At 66.1% G+C, this 18,165-nt stretch carries 17 protein-coding genes, 1 other RNA gene and 1 riboswitch; of the genes, 8 read left to right on the forward strand and 10 right to left on the reverse strand.

Translation table 11 applies throughout. The features are described 5' to 3' along the window. Positions 1-66: 66 nt before the first annotated feature. From AB1A62_RS08820 to AB1A62_RS08835, 4 genes are all read right to left on the reverse strand, one after another. Positions 67-1,659 (reverse strand): ABC transporter ATP-binding protein, encoded by a 1,593-nt coding sequence (locus AB1A62_RS08820; RefSeq protein ID WP_366661136.1) that lies wholly within the window; start codon positions 1,657-1,659, stop codon positions 67-69. 142 nt (positions 1,660-1,801) lie between these two features. Beyond that, entirely contained in the window at positions 1,802-2,908 is a 1,107-nt protein-coding gene (locus AB1A62_RS08825; RefSeq protein ID WP_366661137.1) for an ABC transporter permease, read from the reverse strand. Positions 2,909-2,911: 3 nt separating this feature from the next. Then, positions 2,912-3,997, reverse strand: a complete 1,086-nt coding sequence (locus tag AB1A62_RS08830; RefSeq protein ID WP_366661138.1) for a microcin C ABC transporter permease YejB — start codon at positions 3,995-3,997, stop codon at positions 2,912-2,914. 9 nt (positions 3,998-4,006) lie between these two features. Continuing rightward, positions 4,007-5,920, reverse strand: coding sequence for an extracellular solute-binding protein (locus AB1A62_RS08835; protein WP_366661139.1), 1,914 nt, complete (start codon positions 5,918-5,920; stop codon positions 4,007-4,009). Positions 5,921-6,149: 229 nt separating this feature from the next. Between AB1A62_RS08835 and AB1A62_RS08840 the strand changes: the two genes are divergently transcribed. After that, positions 6,150-6,374: a DUF333 domain-containing protein gene (locus AB1A62_RS08840; RefSeq protein WP_226430234.1), complete on the forward strand. Its 225-nt coding sequence runs from the start codon at positions 6,150-6,152 to the stop codon at positions 6,372-6,374. 96 nt (positions 6,375-6,470) lie between these two features. Here AB1A62_RS08840 and AB1A62_RS08845 read toward each other — a convergent pair whose 3' ends face one another. Next, the gene (locus AB1A62_RS08845) at positions 6,471-6,980 is read right to left on the reverse strand and encodes a cytochrome c family protein (RefSeq protein WP_366661140.1); all 510 of its coding nucleotides are present in this window, start codon (positions 6,978-6,980) and stop codon (positions 6,471-6,473) included. Positions 6,981-7,098: 118 nt separating this feature from the next. Between AB1A62_RS08845 and AB1A62_RS08850 the strand changes: the two genes are divergently transcribed. Next, on the forward strand, positions 7,099-7,932 hold the full coding sequence (locus AB1A62_RS08850) for a prephenate dehydratase (RefSeq protein WP_019298220.1): 834 nt from the start codon (positions 7,099-7,101) through the stop codon (positions 7,930-7,932). 189 nt (positions 7,933-8,121) lie between these two features. Here the strand turns inward: AB1A62_RS08850 and ffs are convergent. Together ffs and AB1A62_RS08860 are read right to left on the reverse strand one after the other, a co-directional pair. Next, positions 8,122-8,220: signal recognition particle sRNA small type (gene ffs, locus AB1A62_RS08855), an RNA gene on the reverse strand. 64 nt (positions 8,221-8,284) lie between these two features. Then, positions 8,285-10,138, reverse strand: coding sequence for a 5'-nucleotidase C-terminal domain-containing protein (locus tag AB1A62_RS08860; RefSeq protein WP_366661141.1), 1,854 nt, complete (start codon positions 10,136-10,138; stop codon positions 8,285-8,287). A 333-nt stretch (positions 10,139-10,471) separates the two neighbouring features. Between AB1A62_RS08860 and nudC the strand changes: the two genes are divergently transcribed. Both nudC and AB1A62_RS08870 read left to right on the forward strand, forming a co-directional pair. Further along, on the forward strand, positions 10,472-11,455 hold the full coding sequence (nudC, locus tag AB1A62_RS08865) for an NAD(+) diphosphatase (RefSeq protein ID WP_366661142.1): 984 nt from the start codon (positions 10,472-10,474) through the stop codon (positions 11,453-11,455). A 57-nt stretch (positions 11,456-11,512) separates the two neighbouring features. After that, positions 11,513-11,980: an SRPBCC family protein gene (locus AB1A62_RS08870; protein ID WP_366661143.1), complete on the forward strand. Its 468-nt coding sequence runs from the start codon at positions 11,513-11,515 to the stop codon at positions 11,978-11,980. Between the two features lie 25 nt (positions 11,981-12,005). Here the strand turns inward: AB1A62_RS08870 and AB1A62_RS08875 are convergent, their stop codons facing one another. Then, positions 12,006-12,884, reverse strand: coding sequence for an alpha/beta hydrolase (locus tag AB1A62_RS08875; protein ID WP_366661144.1), 879 nt, complete (start codon positions 12,882-12,884; stop codon positions 12,006-12,008). Positions 12,885-12,954: 70 nt separating this feature from the next. Between AB1A62_RS08875 and AB1A62_RS08880 the strand changes: the two genes are divergently transcribed. Together AB1A62_RS08880 and AB1A62_RS08885 are read left to right on the forward strand one after the other, a co-directional pair. Next, on the forward strand, positions 12,955-13,575 hold the full coding sequence (locus tag AB1A62_RS08880; RefSeq protein WP_366661145.1) for a TetR/AcrR family transcriptional regulator: 621 nt from the start codon (positions 12,955-12,957) through the stop codon (positions 13,573-13,575). A gap of 18 nt (positions 13,576-13,593) precedes the next feature. After that, positions 13,594-13,818: riboswitch (cobalamin riboswitch) on the forward strand. A gap of 106 nt (positions 13,819-13,924) precedes the next feature. Continuing rightward, complete coding sequence (locus tag AB1A62_RS08885; RefSeq protein ID WP_366661146.1) at positions 13,925-14,329, forward strand: hypothetical protein; 405 nt, start codon at positions 13,925-13,927, stop codon at positions 14,327-14,329. Between the two features lie 110 nt (positions 14,330-14,439). Here AB1A62_RS08885 and AB1A62_RS08890 read toward each other — a convergent pair whose 3' ends face one another. Beyond that, positions 14,440-14,982: a protein-tyrosine phosphatase family protein gene (locus tag AB1A62_RS08890; RefSeq protein ID WP_366661147.1), complete on the reverse strand. Its 543-nt coding sequence runs from the start codon at positions 14,980-14,982 to the stop codon at positions 14,440-14,442. Positions 14,983-15,167: 185 nt separating this feature from the next. On the opposite strand from AB1A62_RS08890, the gene AB1A62_RS08895 reads away from it, so the two are divergent. Together AB1A62_RS08895 and AB1A62_RS08900 are read left to right on the forward strand one after the other, a co-directional pair. Continuing rightward, the gene (locus AB1A62_RS08895; RefSeq protein WP_366661148.1) at positions 15,168-16,970 is read left to right on the forward strand and encodes a DNA polymerase III subunit gamma/tau; all 1,803 of its coding nucleotides are present in this window, start codon (positions 15,168-15,170) and stop codon (positions 16,968-16,970) included. 254 nt (positions 16,971-17,224) lie between these two features. Further along, positions 17,225-17,569: a YbaB/EbfC family nucleoid-associated protein gene (locus AB1A62_RS08900; RefSeq protein WP_222479849.1), complete on the forward strand. Its 345-nt coding sequence runs from the start codon at positions 17,225-17,227 to the stop codon at positions 17,567-17,569. A 61-nt stretch (positions 17,570-17,630) separates the two neighbouring features. Here AB1A62_RS08900 and AB1A62_RS08905 read toward each other — a convergent pair whose 3' ends face one another. Then, positions 17,631-18,134, reverse strand: coding sequence for a GNAT family N-acetyltransferase (locus AB1A62_RS08905; RefSeq protein ID WP_366661149.1), 504 nt, complete (start codon positions 18,132-18,134; stop codon positions 17,631-17,633). Positions 18,135-18,165 lie beyond the last annotated feature (31 nt).

An 18,165-nucleotide genomic window follows, 5' to 3' on the forward strand; every position in this document is an offset into this window, starting at 1 on the left:
GGCGTTGCGTCAGGTGCGAACGCATAGATGCTGCAAAGCCTGCCAGAGGATTAATTCAGGGGTGGGTCAACCGGCGGCGGCCAGCAGCCTGCGGGTGTAGTCGGCCCGCGGGTTGGCAAACAGCTCCTCCGCCGCGCCGGTCTCAACCACGTCGCCCTGGTTCATCACCACCACCTTGTGCGACATCGCCCGCACAACGTTGAGGTCGTGGGAGATGAACAGATAGGCGAGCCCGTAACGCGTCTGCAGGTCACGCAGCAGCTCGACAATCTGCACCTGCACCGTCATGTCCAGCGCCGAGGTCGGCTCGTCCAGCACCACCAGCTTCGGGCGCAGCACCATGGCGCGGGCGATGGCGATGCGCTGGCGCTGGCCGCCGGAGAACTCATGCGGGTAGCGGTCCATGGCGCCTGGGTCGAGGCCCACCTCCTGCATCACCTCCGCCACCAGCTCGCGGGTGTCGCGGTGCTGATCCACCTTATGGATCGCCAGCCCCTCCGCGATGATCTGGGCGCAGGTCATCCGCGGGCTGAGCGAGCCGAACGGGTCCTGGAACACGATCTGCATGTCCTTGCGCAGGGCGCGCAGGTCGCGGGTGGACCATTTGCGCAGGTCCTGGCCCTGGAAGGTCACCGCGCCCTCCGACGCGATCAGACGCATGATGGCAAGCGCCAGTGTGGTCTTGCCGGAGCCCGACTCGCCGACGATGCCCAGGGTTTCGCCTGCGCGCACCGAGACCGACATCGGGTTCACCGCCTTCACATATCCGACGGTGCGTTTCAAAAAGCCGCGCTGGATCGGGAACCAGACCTTGAGGTCCCTGGCCGCCACCAGTTCCTGCGCATCCGCCGGCACCGGCTGCGGCTGGCCGGAGGGCTCTGCCGCCAGCAGTTTCTGGGTATAGGGGTGCTGCGGATTGGCGAAAATCTCCGCCGCCGGGCCCTCCTCGACGATCTCGCCGCTTTTCATCACGCAGACCCGGTCGGCGATACGGCGCACGATGCCGAGGTCATGGGTGATGAACAACAGCCCCATGCCTTCGCTTTCCTTGAGTTCGGCCAGAAGGTCGAGGATCTGCGCCTGGATGGTCACGTCCAGCGCAGTCGTCGGCTCATCGGCGATCAGGATGTCCGGTTTGTTGGCCAATGCCATGGCGATCATCACCCGCTGCCGCTGGCCGCCCGACAGCTGATGCGGGTAGGATGTCAGCCGGTTTTCGGCGTCGCGGATGCCGACCTTGTTCAGAAGCTCCAGAATGCGTTCCCGGGCCGCCTTGCCCGCCAGCCCCTGGTGCAGCGCAAGCGATTCCTCCAGCTGGCGCTCGATGGTGTGCAGCGGATTGAGCGAGGTCATCGGCTCCTGGAAGATGAAGCTGATGTCATTGCCGCGCACCTGCATCAGGTGGCGCTCATCGGCGCCGACCATTTCGGTACCGTCATAGGTGACTGAGCCTGTCACGGTGGCGCTGTCGCCCAGCAGTGAGACGGTGGACAGCGCCGAGACCGATTTGCCGGAGCCCGACTCGCCCACCAGCGCCACGGTCTCGCCGCGGCCGACGGAGAAGGAGACGCCGCGCACCGCTTCGGTCACTTTGCCGTCCTGGCGGAAGGAGACGCGGAGGTTCTGGACGTTCAGGAGAGGGGAAGAGGTATTGGTCATGGGAACGTCCGAAAGTTTGAAGCCCAGCCTTTAAGAACTAATCGGGGTGCGCAGCAGCCCGGATCGCCCCCGACTCGCCCCCCAGGGCGGGGGCGATTTGCCCCCACCCTCGGGCCGGGGGCAATCCTGGTGTTCCGCACATTCATGAAAACGTCTTCCGCGGGTCGAAGGCATCGCGCACGCCCTCGAAGATGAAGATCAGGAGCGACAGCATGATGGCAAAGGTGAAGAAGGCGGTGAAGGCGAGCCAGGGCGCCTCCAGGTTCTGCTTGGCCTGCAGCGTCAGCTCTCCCAAAGACGGCGCCGAGGACGGCAGGCCGAAGCCGAGGAAATCCAAGCCCGCCAGCAAGCCGATGGTGCCGGTGATGATGAAGGGCAGCATCGTGAGCGTCGCCACCATCGCATTGGGCAGCATGTGGCGGAACATGATGGTCACGTTGCCGACCCCCAGCGCCTTGGCGGCGCGGACATATTCCAGGTTGCGGGCACGCAGGAACTCGGCCCGCACCACGCCGACCAGCGCGGTCCAGCCGAAGAGAACCATCAGAAACACCAGGAGCCAGAAGCTGCGCCCGAGGATCGCAAACATGATGATGATGACATAGAGCGAGTTCACGGAGCCCCAGACTTCGATCACCCGTTGGAACACCAGGTCCGTCAGGCCGCCGAAATAGCCCTGCACCGCGCCTGCCAGAATGCCCAAGAGGCTGGCGGCCCCGGTCACCATCAGGGTGAACAGGATCGACAGGCGGAAGCCGTAGATCACCCGCGCCAGCACGTCGCGCTTGGTGTCGTCGGTGCCCAGAAGGTTCAGCCCGCCGGGCGGCAGCGGTGCCGCGCCGGGGCGGTCCACGGTGGTGTTGAAGCTGTAGGGGATCGGCGGCCAGAGGGTCCAGCCTTCGTGGAAATCCTCCGCTGCATAGGTGCCTGCGGCGATCTCCTCCAGGATGGTTTCCGGCTCGTCAAAGCAGTCCTCGATGCCGCCGGAGCGGATCAGGCATTCGACCTCCGGGTCGCTGTAGACGGCCTCTGTCTGGAAGTCGCCGCCAAAGCGGGTCTCCGGGTAGAACTTGAACACCGGCGCATAAATCTCGCCGCGGTAGCTCACGAGGATCGGCTTGTCGTTGGCGATGAACTCGGCAAACAGCGACAGTCCGAACAGCACCGCAAAGATCCACAGCGACCAGTAAGCGCGGCGGTTGCGGCAGAAGTTGCGCCAGCGGCGCTGGTTCAGGGGGGAGAGCGCCATGGATCAGCCCTCCCGCTTTTCAAAGTCGATGCGCGGATCGACCACCACATACATCAGGTCGGAGACGATGCCGACCACCAGCCCCATCAGGCCGAAGATATACATGGTGCCGAACATCACCGGGTAATCGCGCGCCACCGCGGCCTCGAACCCGAGGCGGCCGAGGCCGTCGAGCGAGAAGATCGTCTCGATGATCAGGGAGCCTGCAAAGAACACACCGATGAACACCGCCGGGAAGCCTGCAATGACGATCAGCATCGCATTGCGGAACACGTGGCCGTACAGCACCCGGTTCTCGCTGAGGCCCTTGGCGCGGGCGGTCATCACGTATTGCTTCTTGATCTCATCCAGGAAGGAGTTTTTGGTGAGCAAGGTGAGCGTCGCAAAGGCCGCGATGGTGGAGGCGGTGACCGGCAGCGCGATGTGCCAGAAATAATCCACGATTTTGCCGAACAGGCTGAGGCTCTCCCAATTGTCCGACGTGAGGCCGCGCAGCGGGAAGATCTGCCAGTAGGAGCCGCCGGCAAACAGCACCAGCAGCATGATGGCAAACAGGAACCCCGGGATCGCATAGGCGGCGATGATCACGCCGCTGGTCCAGGTGTCAAAAGGCGAGCCGTCCCGCATCGCCTTGCGGATGCCCATCGGGATTGAGATCAGATAGGCAATCAGCGTCGACCACAGGCCCAGCGAGATCGACACCGGCATCTTCTCCAGCACCAGATCGGTGACGTCGATCTTGCGGAAATAACTCTCGCCGAAGTCAAAGCGGGCGTAATTGCCCAGCATGGTCAGGAAGCGTTCCAGCGGCGGCTTGTCGAGGCCGAACTGCTGTTCCAGTTCCTTGATCAGCTCCGGCGGCAGGCCCTGGCGGCCGGCGTAGTTTTCATTGGCGCTGATCGCCTCGGTGCCGGTATCGCCGCCGCCGCCGGCAAAGCCCTCGAACACGTCGCCGCCGCCCTCAAGCTGGGCGATGATCTGTTCCACGGGGCCGCCGGGCACAAACTGCACCAGGGCGAAGTTCACCAGCAGGATGCCGAACAGGGTCGGGATCACCAACAGCAGGCGCCGGAGGATATAGGCTGCCATGTCCGTCCCTTACCGCAGCGCGCCGGCGGATTTGAGCGCGGCCTCGCGCTCTGCATCGATCCACCACAGGTCCAGCAGGCCAGTGTCATAAGGCGGCAGGTTTTCCGGCTGGCGGTACATGTCCCAGTAGGCAATCCAGTTCACGTCCAGATACCAGGTTGGCACCACAAAGCGCTTGGCCCGCAGTACCCGGTCCAGCGCGCGGGCATTGGCGCGCAGCTCCTCCTGCGTCTTGGCTTTGACGATATTGTCAATCAGCGCATCGACCGCCGGATCGGCCAGCCCTGCCGGGTTGAACACCGAGTATTCATGCGCCTCGGACCCGAAGTACTGGTACAGGCCGGTCGACGGTTCCAGCGACATCGGGAAGGCGGAGGAGATCATGTCGAACTCCTTCTCGCGGCGGCGGCTGGTGTACTGGGCGTAATCGACCCGGTTCAGCACCGCATCCACCCCCATGGTGCGCAGGTTGGCGACATAGGGCTGCACGATGCGTTCGATGGTCGGGCTGTCAGCCAGGAACTCGACCTTCAGCGGCTCGCCTTGCGCGTTGCGGCGCATGCCGTCATCGCCGACGGTCCAGCCAGCCTCATCCAACAGCTTCATCGCCCTGCGCAGGTTTTTACGGTCGCCGGGGCGCGACGCCTTGGAGGCATGCGCCATCACCGGCTCGGAGGTCAGGATCGACGGATCGATTTGATCGCCCAGCGCTTCCAGCATCTCTTTCTCGCGGCCCTCGGGCAGGCCCTGTGCCGCGAGCGGCGAATCCTGCCAGAAGGAGGAGCGGTGGCGGAACAGCCCGTATTGCAGGCTTTCGTTGGTCCATTCGAAATTAAACGCCAGCTGCATCGCCTCGCGCACGCGGATGTCCTGGAACTTGGGTTTCAGCAGGTTCATCACAAAGCCGCTGGCGGGCGGCACATTGCCATCGGGAATTTCGCCCTTGATCACATGGCCCTTCTCGACAGCGGCAAATTCATAGTTGGTGGCCCAGTTCTTGGAGTTGTTCTCCGGGCGCAGGGTATACACGCCGGCCTTGAAGCCCTCCATCGCGGCGACATCATCGCCGAAATACTCGACCCGAATGCGGTCATAGTTGTGGCGGCCGACGTTCACGTTCAGGTTCTTGCCCCAATAGTCCGGGTTGCGGCGGTAGACGATGCGCTGGTTCACATCGGCGCTTTCCAGAACATAGGGACCGGAACCGACGCCCGGATCCAGCCGCGGCTGGTCGATGCGGCGGTTTTCAGGGTCGGCCTCGAACCAGGCCTTGGAGAACACCGGCGTGCCTCCGACCTGGGTGATCATCGCCCGGCGCGGGAAATCCGGGGAGAAGTGGAATTTGACCCGGTGCGGCCCCAGCGCCTCAGCCTTGGGAATGCGCTTGCGCACCGCCTCGGCATAGGATTTCAGGCCCTGGTCCAGCAGGATGTTGTGGGAAAACACCACATCGTCGGCGGTGACCGGCGTTCCGTCGGAGAACTTTGCTTCGGGACGCAGGTTGAATATCACCCAGTCCTGGCTTTCGGGGTATTCCAGGCTTTCGGCAACCAGACCGTAGTAGGATCCGGGCTCGTCATAGGATTCCACCAGAAGGCTTTCGTAGTGGCTGGAGGACAGCGTCCCGGCCCTGCCCTTGCGGGTGTAGGGGTTCATGCTGTCGAAGGTGCCAACGGCAGAGATCGACAACTCGCCGCCTTTCGGGGCCTCCGGGTTCACATAGTCGAAATGGGCGAAGCCTTGCGGGTATTTCAGCTCCCCGAACTCGGCAAAGCCATGCGCCTTGATGATGGTCTCTTCCGCCTTGGCCAGTGTCGCGGCTGCCAGCGCCAGGATCAGCCCCAGGGCCAGCGCGGCGGCGGCCTGCAGCGGGTTCACTCTGTCCTTTGCGCGCACGCGCGCCGCAGCTTTGGCGGTGTTCATCTGCCATGACCTCCTATGCCCGGAACTTTGGCCCGGGTTATCCGGCCCCAAGCTAATGTCCGGGGGCGGTAACATTCAAGTTGAGATTGGGTGATCAGGCGCCCGATCTGGGCAAAAAGCAGCCGAAACAAAGGCCTGCGTGCAACCGTGCTTGCCCGCAATAAAATTGCCTGCCAGCCTCACATCACGATTGTGTTATGAAACGAGGGAGTTTGCGATGCTGAAGTCAATGAAACTTGCCGCCCTTGCGGTTGCCGGGGCCGCCGCGCTCAGCGCCTGCGCCCAGCAGGAAGAGGAAGTGGTCTACACCAGCCCGGAAGAGGCCTATTGCGTGCAGACCGGCGGCCAGTACGTGCTGCGCAGCGGCAAGGCGGGCACCATCGGCGTCTGCATCCTGCCCGACGGCACAGAGCGCGATGCGCTGGCCTATTACCGGGAAAACAACCCGGCCTGAGCCGGCACCGCTTTTACCGAGCCGCTCACGCGAACAAAAAAGCCGCTGCAGATCGCAGCGGCTTTTTCCATTGGATAGCTGGGACAGCGGTCCGGATTAGTCGTCCAGGCTGTCCAGATAGGCGATGAGGTTCACCCGGTCCGCCTGCTTCTTCAGGCCGGAGAACGACATGGTAGTGCCCGACGCATAGGCCGACGGCTTGGCCAGGAAGGCGTCCAGCTCTTCCGGGGTCCAGGCCTTGCCGGCCAGGCCGGTCAGCGCGCCGGAATAGCCAAAGCCCGAAGCGGCAGCGATGTCGCGGCCGACCACACCGTACAGGTACGGGCCGGTTGCGTTGGCGCCGTCTTCCAGCTTGTGGCAGGCGGAGCACTTCTTGAACACCTTGGCGCCTTTGGCGGCGTCGGCGGAGGCCATCAGCTCTTCGAAGCTGACTTCCGGTTCGTCGCTGCCGGCATCTTCGGCGGTTGCAACTTCGATCACATAGGAAGCCTCACCGTGGCTGTCCATGTGATACAGTACTTCTGCGCCCCATTTGCCCAGAAGGAATACCAGGAACGCGCCGCAGACGCCTGCGGTCGCTTTGGTGAGGGTCATCGTGTCAAACATGATCGCGAGTCCATTTAGCTGTCTGCTGGGGTGTCTAAGGCTTCCCCTCCCAAGTGGCAAGGTATAGACAGCGCGACGAAACGCCCAATTCTTGAAGTTTTGCACGGGGAACACACCCATGAGCCGCAAAATCGCCATTCAGGGGGAGCTTGGCTCCTACAGCCACGAGGCCTGCCGCATCGCCCGCCCCGGCATGGAGGTGCTGCCCTGCCGCACGTTCGAGGAGATTCTGGAGGCGGTGCGCAGCGGCGAGGCGGAGCAGGCGATGCTGCCGGTGGAGAACTCCACCTACGGCCGGGTGGCCGACAGCCACCGGCTGCTGCCGCACAGCGGGCTGCATATCATCGACGAGGCCTTTGTGCGGGTGCATATCAACCTGCTGGCTGTGCCGGGGGCGAAACTGGAGGACATCCGCGAGGCGCATTCGCATCTGGTGCTGCTTCCGCAGTGCGGGACGTTCCTGCGCGAACACGGCATCCGCGGCCGCGTCAGCCCCGACAACGCCCGCGCCGCCCGCGATGTGGCCGAGGCCGGCGACATCCACTCCGCCGCGCTGGCCAGCGAACTGGCAGGCGAGATCTACGGCCTGGATGTTCTGGCCCGCCATATCGAGGATAACGGAGACAACACCACCCGCTTCCTGATCATGGCGAAGGACATAGATTACACCCGCCGCGGCGCCCACAACATGATCACCAGCTTCGTGTTCCAGGTGCGCAACATCCCGGCGGCGCTGTACAAGGCGATGGGCGGTTTTGCCACCAATGGCATCAACATGACCAAGCTGGAAAGCTACATGGTGGACGGGTCGTTCACCGCGACCCAGTTCTACGCCGATATCGAAGGTCACCCCGATGACGCCAATGTGCAGCTGGCGATGGACGAGCTGAGCTATTTCACCACCAATGTGGAAATCCTCGGCGTCTATCCGGCGGACAACGGCCGGTTCTGAGGCCGAAACAGGCGGAGGAGCTTTGCTCCTCTTGGCCTTACGGCCAATTCACCCGGAAGCACTTCAGGCCAAAAGAAGCCGTTCCCGCCGCGCGTCAGCGCGGCGCCGGGCCCAACGGCGGCGGAGCAATCCTTGATTGCGCCAGAGCGGGCGGGAGCAATCCCGTTTTCCTTGAAATGCGCGGGGAGCAAGTGAGAGGCTGGACATCGACCCAAGCGGGGCTCGTTGTGGCTGCTTCCTTCCGGACCTGACCAGGTTGGCGAGGCGCTTGCCCGCGCCAACCTCTCGAATCCCGATATAAGGACCGCTGCCGGGATTGGCAAGGGCCGCTCCGGTGCCGGAGTTCAGCGGTTCACAGCTGCAGGTCCAACTCCCAGAAACCAGTGCCGCTGAAGCCGCGCGGGGCGGCCAGGCCGGCCGGCAGCTCCTCAAGGTGCTCCGCCGCTCCGGGCCCGGTCACGGCCACAGCGCTGGCGCCCGGCACCGGCACCAGCTGCCAGGGATACGGCGCCTCCGCCATCGGTTCCGGCGGCAGCCGCCCGGCAATATAGTCGCGGATCGCCTGGCGGATCCGGACCGGCGGCAGCGCCAGCTCCGCCGCCGTCTCCAGCATCCGGAACCGGCCGCCGCCGCTGACCCGGTAGCTGTTGACCGCAACCGCAAAGCGCTGGACGGGGTCCACGGGACGGCCCTGCCAGCGAAGATCCGTGATCCGCCGCGCCTCCGGGCTGATCAGTTCCCCGGCAGCGGAAAACCGCGGCGGCTGCGTCACATCTATCCGGTAGCTGAGCCCGAAGATCACATCGAAGTTATGCCCCGCCCGCAGCGGGTCGGTCAGCCGCTGGCCGGAGCTGCCCGGCTCGATCCGGTTGAACAGCCCGGCGGACATTTCCAGCCAGTCGCGCAATTGTGCGCCGGTGACCTCGACCGCCCGCAGCTCGTTCGGGAAGACCTGCAGGTCGGCAATGTTGCGGGCACAGAGATCGCCCGCCGCGATATCGGTATAAGACTGCGGGCCGGAGCGGCCGCCGAACTTGCCCGGTGAAGCTGCCGACAGCAGCGGCAGGCCTTCGGCGGCAGTCCCGCGCAGCAGCAGCCGCGCCGCTGCGGCCTGGGCGCAGGCAGTCAGGGTCAGCCCCCGGTCCGGTGCAAAGAAGGTGAAATAGGAATGCATCGCCACCGGGCTATGGCCCGCGGGCTCCTGCATCCGCTTCTGGGTGCTGGCATGGTACGCCGCCAGCGCCTGCACCAGGGCCGGATCCTCTGCTGCCAGCGGCTGCGCGGCACCGGCCCCGTCCGGCCGCGCGACCGGCTGCAGGCTGGCATCCCCGCCACACAGCCGCCAACCGCCGCCGGCGTATTCGAGCTCCAGCCGGATCACCCCAAGGTGCGACCCATGCGCTCCCGGCATCACCACCGGCTTGGCAAAGGGATGGTCGGGATGCGGCAATGTAAGATGGGTGTGGCCGCCGACCAGGGCGTCGATGTCTGCCAGCGCGGCCAGCTGCACCAGGGCGTTTTCGCTGCTCTCGCCGCCGGCAGCCGCCAGCCCGGTATGCGCCAGCGCCAGCACCAGGTCGCAGCCCTGCGCCTTCAGCCGCCGCGCCTGCTCTGCCGCGGCCTCGACGAGGCCCGCCGCCTGCAGCTGCCCTTTCAGCACCTGGCTGCACCAGGCCAGCGTCTGCGGCGGCAGCACCGACAACAGCCCGATCCGCACCGGCGGCAGATCCGGGCAGCAGGGCATCTGCCGCTCCAGCACCGCCGCGGGCGCAAACGGCAGCGCGCGGCCAGGATCGGACGCCGTCAGGTTCGAGCACAGCACCGGGCAGGGCGTGTCCGTCAGGGCCTCCGCCAGCGTCTCCAGCCCGAAATCGAAATCGTGATTGCCGAGCCCGGCGGCATCATATTCCAGAACCTGGAATGCGCGCACCAGCGGATGCGGCGCGGCGGCCTGCGGCAGCACATCGCCCAGCGGCGCCCCATAGAAACCATCGCCATTGTCGACCAGGATGCAGGCCGCCCCCTGGGCTGCCGCCCGGGCGCGCGCTTCCGCGATCAGGGTCGCCACCCGCGACAGCCCGATGGCCGGATCCGGCCGGTCGGCGTAGTAATCATGGCTCAGCAGATTGCAGTGCAGGTCCGTTGTGGCCAGCACATGCAGCTCCCCGGCACTGCGGGCCTTGGCCGCCGCCGCCCCGCCTGTCATGTCCGAACTTCTGCTGACACCGCCTGCCCGCCGCTCCTTCCGCACCATTCGGCGCCGTTCTTGTTTGGCGCTATTTGAATCAGCGTTTTCACGATTTGCAAAGAATCCTTTTAACTGCGTGTTAACTTTTTCACAGGCCTCCTCCGCGGCCCCCCGGATCCGCCCTGTTCTGCTGACAAATGCCCCCGCGGCAGCCCCGCGGGTGTGGCCGCACGGCGACAGGCAAGCGCAGATCGCGCCCGAATGCTGGCAACAGCTGCGGCACACTGTCATGGATTGCCGCATTCCCCCTTTGAGCGCGGTGCAAAGCCCGCCAGCCACAGGAGAATTGCCATGAAACGCGCGGAACAGGTGACCTTCGGCGGCGGCGGGCTGGAGCGCGCCGCGCATCTGCGCAGCGATGCCGCTGCGCTGGCGGCGGCCTGGACCAGCCCCGGGGCCCAGGTGCTGCTCATGTGGCGCGGCAAGCCGCTGACGCTGCGCGAGACGGAGGCGGATCTGCCCTGCGGCCTGGCCTGGACCGCGCCGGCGCATCCGCTGGCCGCGGTCCGCAAATCAGACGCGCTGTTCCTGGGCCTGGAACCCGGCGGCAGCGCCTGCTTTGCCTGCGACATCAGCGACTGGCAGCCGGAAGACCTCGACCAGGAGGCCCTGAGCAGCTTTTCCGACGCCAGCGAGCAGCAGCACCCGGACCTGCCGGATACCCATGTCTTTGCGGAACTGCGCCGGATGATGACCCGCCTCACCCCGCTGGAGGCGGAGCTGGCCACCACCGCCAAGGCGCTGCTGGCCTGGCACCGCAGCCACCGGTTCTGTGCCTGCTGCGGCGCGGCCAGCGATATGGCGCAGGCGGGCTGGCAACGGGTGTGCCCGGCCTGCAAGGCACCGCATTTCCCGCGCACCGACCCGGTGGTGATCATGCTGATCACCCATGGGGATTCGGTGCTGATGGGCCGCTCCCCCGGCTGGCCGGAGGGGATGTACTCGCTGCTGGCAGGTTTTGTCGAACCGGGCGAAACGCTGGAGGCGGCAGTGCGCCGCGAAGTGCTGGAGGAAACCGGCGTCCGGGTCGGCGCGGTCAGCTACCTGTCCAGCCAGCCCTGGGCCTTTCCGATGTCGCTGATGTTCGGCTGCGCGGGCGAGGCGCTGAGCCGCGACATCACCATCGACCCGGCAGAGATCGAAGACGCGCTATGGGTCAGCCGCCAGGAGATGATGACGGCTTTTGCCGACGAGCACCCGGTTCTGAAGCCCGCGCGCAAAGGGGCTATTGCACAGTTTTTAATCCAGAACTGGCTTGCGGACACGCTGGACTAGCGCGCATATTTGCCGGAAACGGCGCAGACCCAAAAGCCGAAGACGAGGCAGGCGAACATGGAATTTCACAGCAAAGAAGACATCGAAGCCCCGGTTGCCGAAGTATTCGGCGCACTTTCAGATTTCGGCATGCTGGAGCGTTCCGCCCTGCGGCGCGGCATTGAGCTGCAGCGCAGCGGCGATCCCGCGCGCCCGGAGGACGGCCTGGCGTGGGATCTTGCCTTCAGCTTCCGCGGCAAGCCGCGCGAGATCCAGCTGACGCTGGCCTCTTACGCGCCGCCGTCGGCAATGGTGCTGGACGGAACCGGCAGCGGCATCGACGGGCGGATGGAGGTTGAGCTGCTGGCGCTGTCGCCTCAGCGGACCCGGATGTCGGTGCGGCTGAAGCTGTCGCCGACCACCCTGACCGGGCGCTTGCTGGTGCAATCGCTGAAGCTGGCGCGCAGCAATCTCAACCGCCGCTTCAAGCTGCGGCTGGCGGATTATGCCCGCATCACCGAGGAGCGCCTGAGCCGCACCGCCTGAACCGCACAGGCTGGCTGAGTCCGGGCTAGGCCTGCGGCACCAGCCGCGGCCACAGTGCCGCATTGGCACGGGCAAAGGCGCCGAGGTGGCCGATCTTCCGCCCCCCCGCCTGCTGCGGGTCCAGCACCGCCCGCTGCTGCGCCACATCCCCGTAGACATCGCCCAGCCGCCAGACCGCGGCCGGCGGCACCACATCGTCATCCGCCATCGCAAACAGGTCCACCGGAATGCCGGTTTCCGCCCAGCGCGGCTGCGGCAGCGTGGTGCCGGTTTCCGGCAGGTAGCTGCCCGGCGTGGTGCACCAGCGCCGCCACTGCCAGTAGACACCTGCCGGCAAATCTGCCCCGAACCCCACCGCGCGCCCGGGCAGATAGCCCAAGGCGCGGACCAGCGGCGGCACATGGCCGAACCAGAAGGCCAGCGCCAGCGCGCGGTAGGGCCAGGGATGATCGTGGTGATGCACCAAGCCGCCCGCAACCACGATCATGCGGGCGACGTCTTCAAGGCCATCCTGCAGGGGCATCAGCATCGCCCCCAGAGAATGGCCAATCACCTGCAGCGGCACGCCCGCATAGTGCCGCTGCATTTCCTTCCGGGCGGCCGGCTGATCCGCCAGCGCCCACTCGGCCATGGTGGCCTGTGAGCGGCGCGGGTGCATACGCGCCGAATCTCCGAAATCCCGGTAGTCGTAGGTCAGGCAGGCCATCTGCCGCTCCGCCGCCAGCCAGCGCGCGAAATGCCGGTAATAGCCCTGCGGCACCCCGGTTGCGCCATTCAGCACCACCGCTGCCCTGGCCGGTCCTACCGGGTGGTACAGCTGCCCGGCCAGCATCGCATCACCCGCGGCAAAGCGCAGTTTCTCCACCCGGATATCCGCGGCGTGTTCTGCATGGCTGTCGAGCATGGCACCCTCCTAGACCGATTGGTCTACTCCACCTCTGGACCAATCGGTCTAATGCTGTCAACCTGCCGCCATGACTGACGTGACGACACCCTCTGCCACCCCGGACGGCCCCGTCCCGACCCGCGAGCGGCTGCTGCGCGCGGCTGCCGGCCTGTTCCGCAACAAGGGCTACAGCGGCACCGGCCTGGCGGAATTGCTGGCGGCGGCGGAGGCGCCCAAGGGCTCGCTCTACCACCATTTCCCGAACGGCAAATCGGACCTTGCCCTGGCCGCTGCAGACTGGGCGTCGGAGCAGATGCTGGCCCTGATCGACGCTTCCTTCACTCCTGCGCCCACCTTCCAGGAAGGCGCCAAGACGGTCTGCTACAAGCTGGCCAAACTGTTCGACAAACAGGGAAAATGGAGCGGCTGCCCGGTCTCTGCCACGCTGTTTGAGGGGCCGGAGAACGAGGGTTTTCACCAGCACGCCGCCAAGCTGTTCGAGGGCTGGATCACCGGGACCGCGGCCCATGCCCGGCGCCTCGGCCTGGCTGAAGGCGAGGCCCGCGCGGCCGCAGAGAACTTCTATATCCTGCTGCAGGGCGGCTGGCAGCTGGCCCGGGTGCGGCGCGACTCGGATGTGATCCGCGGGCTTCACCTGCAGATGCACACGCCCGCGCCTGGGCCTGTGCAAGCGCAGAAAAACGATTGACGACTCGGGGGGCCAGCCGCTACCGCTTGTGGCGATGGTTCCCGCGCCACAGAATCTTGTGTCCGGGATGAAAAGGGAACACGGTGCGGCGCCGCCTTCAGGCGAAGCCAATTCCGCGACTGCCCCCGCAACTGTAAGCGGCGAGCGACCCCGATAGAGCCACTGGCCCCCTAAGAGGCCGGGAAGGATCGGGAAAGCATCGACCCGCAAGTCAGGAGACCTGCCATCGGAAGTGAAACTCGAACCCGGGCGGGGTGTCCGGACAGGGTCTGATGGCACCGCGGGCCTCCCGCTTTCTCATCCGGTCTCTTGTCCCCAAACCCCCGCACCACGCGCGGAGGGCGCAAACATGATGTGGACGGACAAGACGCATTTCTATGCGGCAACGGATTGCAAATACCTGGGGAAACCCTGCCCCGCGGCAGAGCGGATGATCGCCAAGCTGGCCGAGGCGATGACCAAGGCCAAGCCGCTGACCCAGGAGGATTTCGAGATCACCGGCACCACCGCGCTGGACGGCTGCCCGCGCAACTGCCCGGCGCAGTTCGTGGCCAGCCATGACCGGATCCGTCTGTTCTGCGGTGTCGGCGAAGAGGCCCCGCGCGAAGGGCTCGACCGCTTTGCCGATGCGATCCTCAGCCGCGACGGCACCGGCTTTGCAGCCTCCAGCCTGAACGCCCGCCCCTGCGCGCTGATGGAAGCGCTGCCGAAGACGGAAGACGCGCGGCAGGCCGAGCAGATGCTGGCGTTGTAAGGAAGCCGCTTAAGGGTTTGAGATCACGGAGAGCGCAGCACCGGTTCCGCAGGGAACGGGCGCTCCCCGTCCTTCGGCCAGGCAAAAGCTCTCATTGATTGTTTTGCGGCTTAGCAGGCCTTGCTGCCGTCGCAGGCCCAGTCCAGCTGCTCGTCAGTCTCCACCGCACAGGGCCGCACCGAGCGCAGCCGCGCCAGCGCCTGCGCCGGGTCCTCGCCGCATTCGATCATCAGCCGCATCACCGCCATGCCGGACCGCCCGCAGCCGCCTTTGCAATGCACCAGCACCCGGCCGCCGCCCGCCAGCGCCTGCCGCGCCGACTTGCTGGCCGCCGCCCACTTCGCGTTCACACTGGGCGGCGGCACCTGGAAATCCGGCACCGGCAGATGCAGCCAGCGGCAGGCCATGCTCTGGATATCAACGCCCAGCCGCGGCACCCCGGCGGCGGCGTGCTCGGCCTCCGTGGTCATTGAGATCACCAACCCCGGTTTCCATTGATAGATCTGGATCAGGTCGCTGCGGTAATCGCCCTCGCCGCCCGGCAGCCGGCACAACGCCAAGATGCCGCCGCCTGCTGACAGCGCGTGGATGGTCAGGCCGGCCTGCGCCGCAGTCTCCTGCACCGCAGGCTTCGAGGTGTCTTCAGTTCGCATACCGCCTCCCTGGACGCCGCGCTTCTGCAATTCCCCCTTACCACCAGCCTAGCCGCTAACCGCGCATTCCCAAAGCGCTTTTGCATCCCGCGGTTTGCGCCCTTCTGCGGTGGACGAACGGGCTGCGCTTCAATACCCTGCGCGGAACGCGGGCGCCCCGCAAACCGAATCCGGCACGAGACATCATGAACGACATTCCCAGCGGCACCGCCGGAGACACCGGCCAATCCCAATACCAGGTTCTGGCCCGCAAATACCGGCCCGAGACCTTTGCCGATCTGGTGGGCCAGGACGCCATGGTGCGGACGCTGAAGAACGCCTTTGCCGCCGACCGCATCGCCCAGGCTTTCATCATGACCGGCATCCGCGGCACCGGTAAGACCACCACCGCACGGATCATCGCCAAGGGGATGAACTGTGTTGGCGAGGACGGCCAGGGCGGCCCCACCACCGATCCGTGCGGCAAATGCGAGCATTGCACCGCGATCATGGAAGGCCGCCATGTCGACGTGATGGAGATGGACGCGGCCTCGCGCACCGGTGTGAACGACATCCGCGAAATCATCGACTCGGTGCAGTACCGCGCCGCCTCGGCCCGCTACAAAATCTACATCATCGACGAGGTCCACATGCTGTCGACCAGCGCGTTCAACGCGCTGTTGAAGACGCTGGAGGAGCCGCCCGCGCATGTGAAGTTCATCTTCGCCACCACCGAGATCCGCAAGGTGCCGGTGACGGTGCTGTCGCGCTGCCAGCGCTTCGACCTGCGCCGGATCGAGCCGGAGGTGATGATTGCCCTGCTGCGCAAGATCGCCACCGCCGAGGGGGCTGAGATTGCCGAGGATGCGCTGGCCCTCATTACCCGCGCCGCCGAAGGCTCTGCCCGGGATGCGACCTCGCTGCTGGACCAGGCGATTTCCCACGGGGCGGGCGAAACCACCGCCGATCAGGTCCGCGCCATGCTGGGCCTTGCCGACCGCGGCCGGGTGCTGGACCTGATGGACATGATCCTGCGCGGCGATGCTGCCGCCGCCCTGACCGAACTCAGCGGCCAGTATGCCGAGGGCGCCGACCCGCTGGCGGTGCTGCGCGATCTGGCAGAGATCACCCATTGGGTCTCAGTCGTGAAAATCACTCCGGACGCGGCAGAGGACCCCACTGTCAGCCCGGACGAACGCGCCCGCGGCAAGGCGATGGCGGATGCGCTGGCGATGCGGGTGCTGACCCGGATGTGGCAGATGCTCTTGAAGGCGCTGGAGGAAGTGGCCGCGGCCCCCAACGCGATGATGGCTGCGGAAATGGCGGTGATCCGCCTCACCCATGTGGCCGACCTGCCCTCGCCTGAGGAGCTGATCCGCAAGCTGCAGGATACCCCGCCCCCGCCGCCCCCGGGCCCGGGCGGCGGCGTGCCGATGCAGGGTATGGGCGCCCCGGCGCTTGGCGGCGGCGGGCCAGCTGGCGCTGCCCCCCAGGGCAGCCCCGCTAGCGGCGCGCCGGTGGCCCAAGGCGGCGGCACGGTGGCAGCGCTGGCGCCGCAGGTCAGCTCCGCGCTGGCCCGCTACCCCAGCTTCGAACATGTGGTCGAACTGATCCGCACCAACCGCGACGTGAAACTGCTGGTCGAGGTCGAAACCGGCGTGCGGCTGGTTTCCTACCAGCCGGGACGGATCGAATTCACCCCCTCGGCTCAGGCGCCGCGCGATCTGGCCGCGCGGCTCGGCTCGGCGCTGCAGAACTGGACCGGCGCCCGCTGGGTGGTGTCGATTGCGCCGGATGGCGATGCGCCGACCATTGCCGAGGTCCGCGACGCTGCCGAAAACGCCCTGCGCGAGAAGGCCACGGCGCATCCGCTGGTGCAGGCAGTGCTGGAGAGCTTCCCCAAGGCCAAGATCACCCGCATCCGCACGCCGGAGGAGCTGGCCGCCGAAGTCGCCGCCGAGGCCTTGCCCGAGGTGGAGGACGAATGGGATCCGTTCGAGGACGGGTGAAGACCGGCCAGGGGTGCGTTAATTCTGGCGCCGCACCGGAGTTTTCAAAAATTATTTCAGCTGGTTAGGGCCGCGCCCGTCCCGTCGGGGCAGGAAGCGAAGCGCCCGCCCCGGTGGGGGCGGGACAGGCGCGGCCCGGCCTGCCGGCCGGGCGGAGGAGCGTTAAACTGTTCCACGCAGACGATCCTGCCCCTTGTTTCGCGGCCCCGCGGCCCGTATCTGTGCCCCAAACTCGGAATCTCAGGAGAAACCACATGCTCAAAGGCCTCGGCGGTCTTGGCGACATGGCCAAGATGATGAAATCGGCACAGGAACTGCAGACCAAGATGGCGCAGATGCAGGAAGACCTGCACAACGTCATGGTGACCGGCGAGGCCGGCGCGGGCCTGGTCAAGGCAACCGCCTCCGCCAAGGGCGACCTCAAGGCGCTGGACATCGACCCGTCGATCTTCAATGGCGACGACAAGGAAGTGGTCGAGGACCTGATCCTGGCCGCCATCAAGGACGCCCAGGCCAAGGCTGCGGAAAAGGCGCAGGAAGAAATGGCCAAGCTGACCGAAAGCATGGGGCTGCCCAAGGACATCAAGCTGCCGTTCTGAGCTGCACGAAATTCCCCTGCAAAAGGCGGCCCGTCTGGTGCCGCCTTTTCTTTTACCCGCCTCAGCCCGTCTCCAGCCGGAACTTCAGGAACCGCCGCCCGTCGTATTCCACCTCCCCGGTCTGTACTGCCCCCAGCCGTTCCAGCGGCCGCAAATGCCGCCGTGTCGGCGGCAGCAGGAAGGTGACAAAGGGAATGCGCGCATCCCGCCGGGCAAATGCCAGCGCCTTGCGGGCGATGGCCGGGCCAAGGCCGAAGCAGTCCACCCGCAGCACCAGGCCGAAATCCCACTCATCTCCCTCTTTCTGGAACCCGCCCCAGCCGAGATAAGTGCCGCCGCGCAGAAACGCCCAATGGCCCAGCCCGTCGCGCTGCCAGCAAGCCTCCTTGGCCGCCACAAAATCCTTGGCCGCCGCCTCATCCCAGGCCCCGGTCAGCAACGGCATATGCTGCGCCATCCGCGGGTCTGACATGTGGCGGGCGATCTCCTGCGGCGGAACCTCCGTCAGCCGGGCAAAGCGCAGCGGTGAGGAATTGCTTTCTTCCCGTGCCGTGCTGCCTTCCATTCCGAACCCTCCGCCATTCCAGGCAAGGAAT

Source organism: Leisingera sp. JC11 (assembly GCF_040704725.1).
Taxonomy (GTDB): domain Bacteria; phylum Pseudomonadota; class Alphaproteobacteria; order Rhodobacterales; family Rhodobacteraceae; genus Leisingera.

Bases quoted from the DNA above. Each gene is read 5' to 3' on its own strand.
- AB1A62_RS08820 (WP_366661136.1), bottom strand. From the start codon at position 1,659: ATGACCAATACCTCTTCCCCTCTCCTGAACGTCCAGAACCTCCGCGTC.
- AB1A62_RS08825 (WP_366661137.1), bottom strand. From the start codon at position 2,908: ATGGCGCTCTCCCCCCTGAACCAGCGCCGCTGGCGCAACTTCTGCCGC.
- AB1A62_RS08830 (WP_366661138.1), bottom strand. From the start codon at position 3,997: ATGGCAGCCTATATCCTCCGGCGCCTGCTGTTGGTGATCCCGACCCTG.
- AB1A62_RS08835 (WP_366661139.1), bottom strand. From the start codon at position 5,920: ATGAACACCGCCAAAGCTGCGGCGCGCGTGCGCGCAAAGGACAGAGTG.
- AB1A62_RS08840 (WP_226430234.1), top strand. From the start codon at position 6,150: ATGAAACTTGCCGCCCTTGCGGTTGCCGGGGCCGCCGCGCTCAGCGCC.
- AB1A62_RS08845 (WP_366661140.1), bottom strand. From the start codon at position 6,980: ATGTTTGACACGATGACCCTCACCAAAGCGACCGCAGGCGTCTGCGGC.
- AB1A62_RS08850 (WP_019298220.1), top strand. From the start codon at position 7,099: ATGAGCCGCAAAATCGCCATTCAGGGGGAGCTTGGCTCCTACAGCCAC.
- AB1A62_RS08860 (WP_366661141.1), bottom strand. From the start codon at position 10,138: ATGACAGGCGGGGCGGCGGCGGCCAAGGCCCGCAGTGCCGGGGAGCTG.
- nudC (WP_366661142.1), top strand. From the start codon at position 10,472: ATGAAACGCGCGGAACAGGTGACCTTCGGCGGCGGCGGGCTGGAGCGC.
- AB1A62_RS08870 (WP_366661143.1), top strand. From the start codon at position 11,513: ATGGAATTTCACAGCAAAGAAGACATCGAAGCCCCGGTTGCCGAAGTA.
- AB1A62_RS08875 (WP_366661144.1), bottom strand. From the start codon at position 12,884: ATGCTCGACAGCCATGCAGAACACGCCGCGGATATCCGGGTGGAGAAA.
- AB1A62_RS08880 (WP_366661145.1), top strand. From the start codon at position 12,955: ATGACTGACGTGACGACACCCTCTGCCACCCCGGACGGCCCCGTCCCG.
- AB1A62_RS08885 (WP_366661146.1), top strand. From the start codon at position 13,925: ATGATGTGGACGGACAAGACGCATTTCTATGCGGCAACGGATTGCAAA.
- AB1A62_RS08890 (WP_366661147.1), bottom strand. From the start codon at position 14,982: ATGCGAACTGAAGACACCTCGAAGCCTGCGGTGCAGGAGACTGCGGCG.
- AB1A62_RS08895 (WP_366661148.1), top strand. From the start codon at position 15,168: ATGAACGACATTCCCAGCGGCACCGCCGGAGACACCGGCCAATCCCAA.
- AB1A62_RS08900 (WP_222479849.1), top strand. From the start codon at position 17,225: ATGCTCAAAGGCCTCGGCGGTCTTGGCGACATGGCCAAGATGATGAAA.
- AB1A62_RS08905 (WP_366661149.1), bottom strand. From the start codon at position 18,134: ATGGAAGGCAGCACGGCACGGGAAGAAAGCAATTCCTCACCGCTGCGC.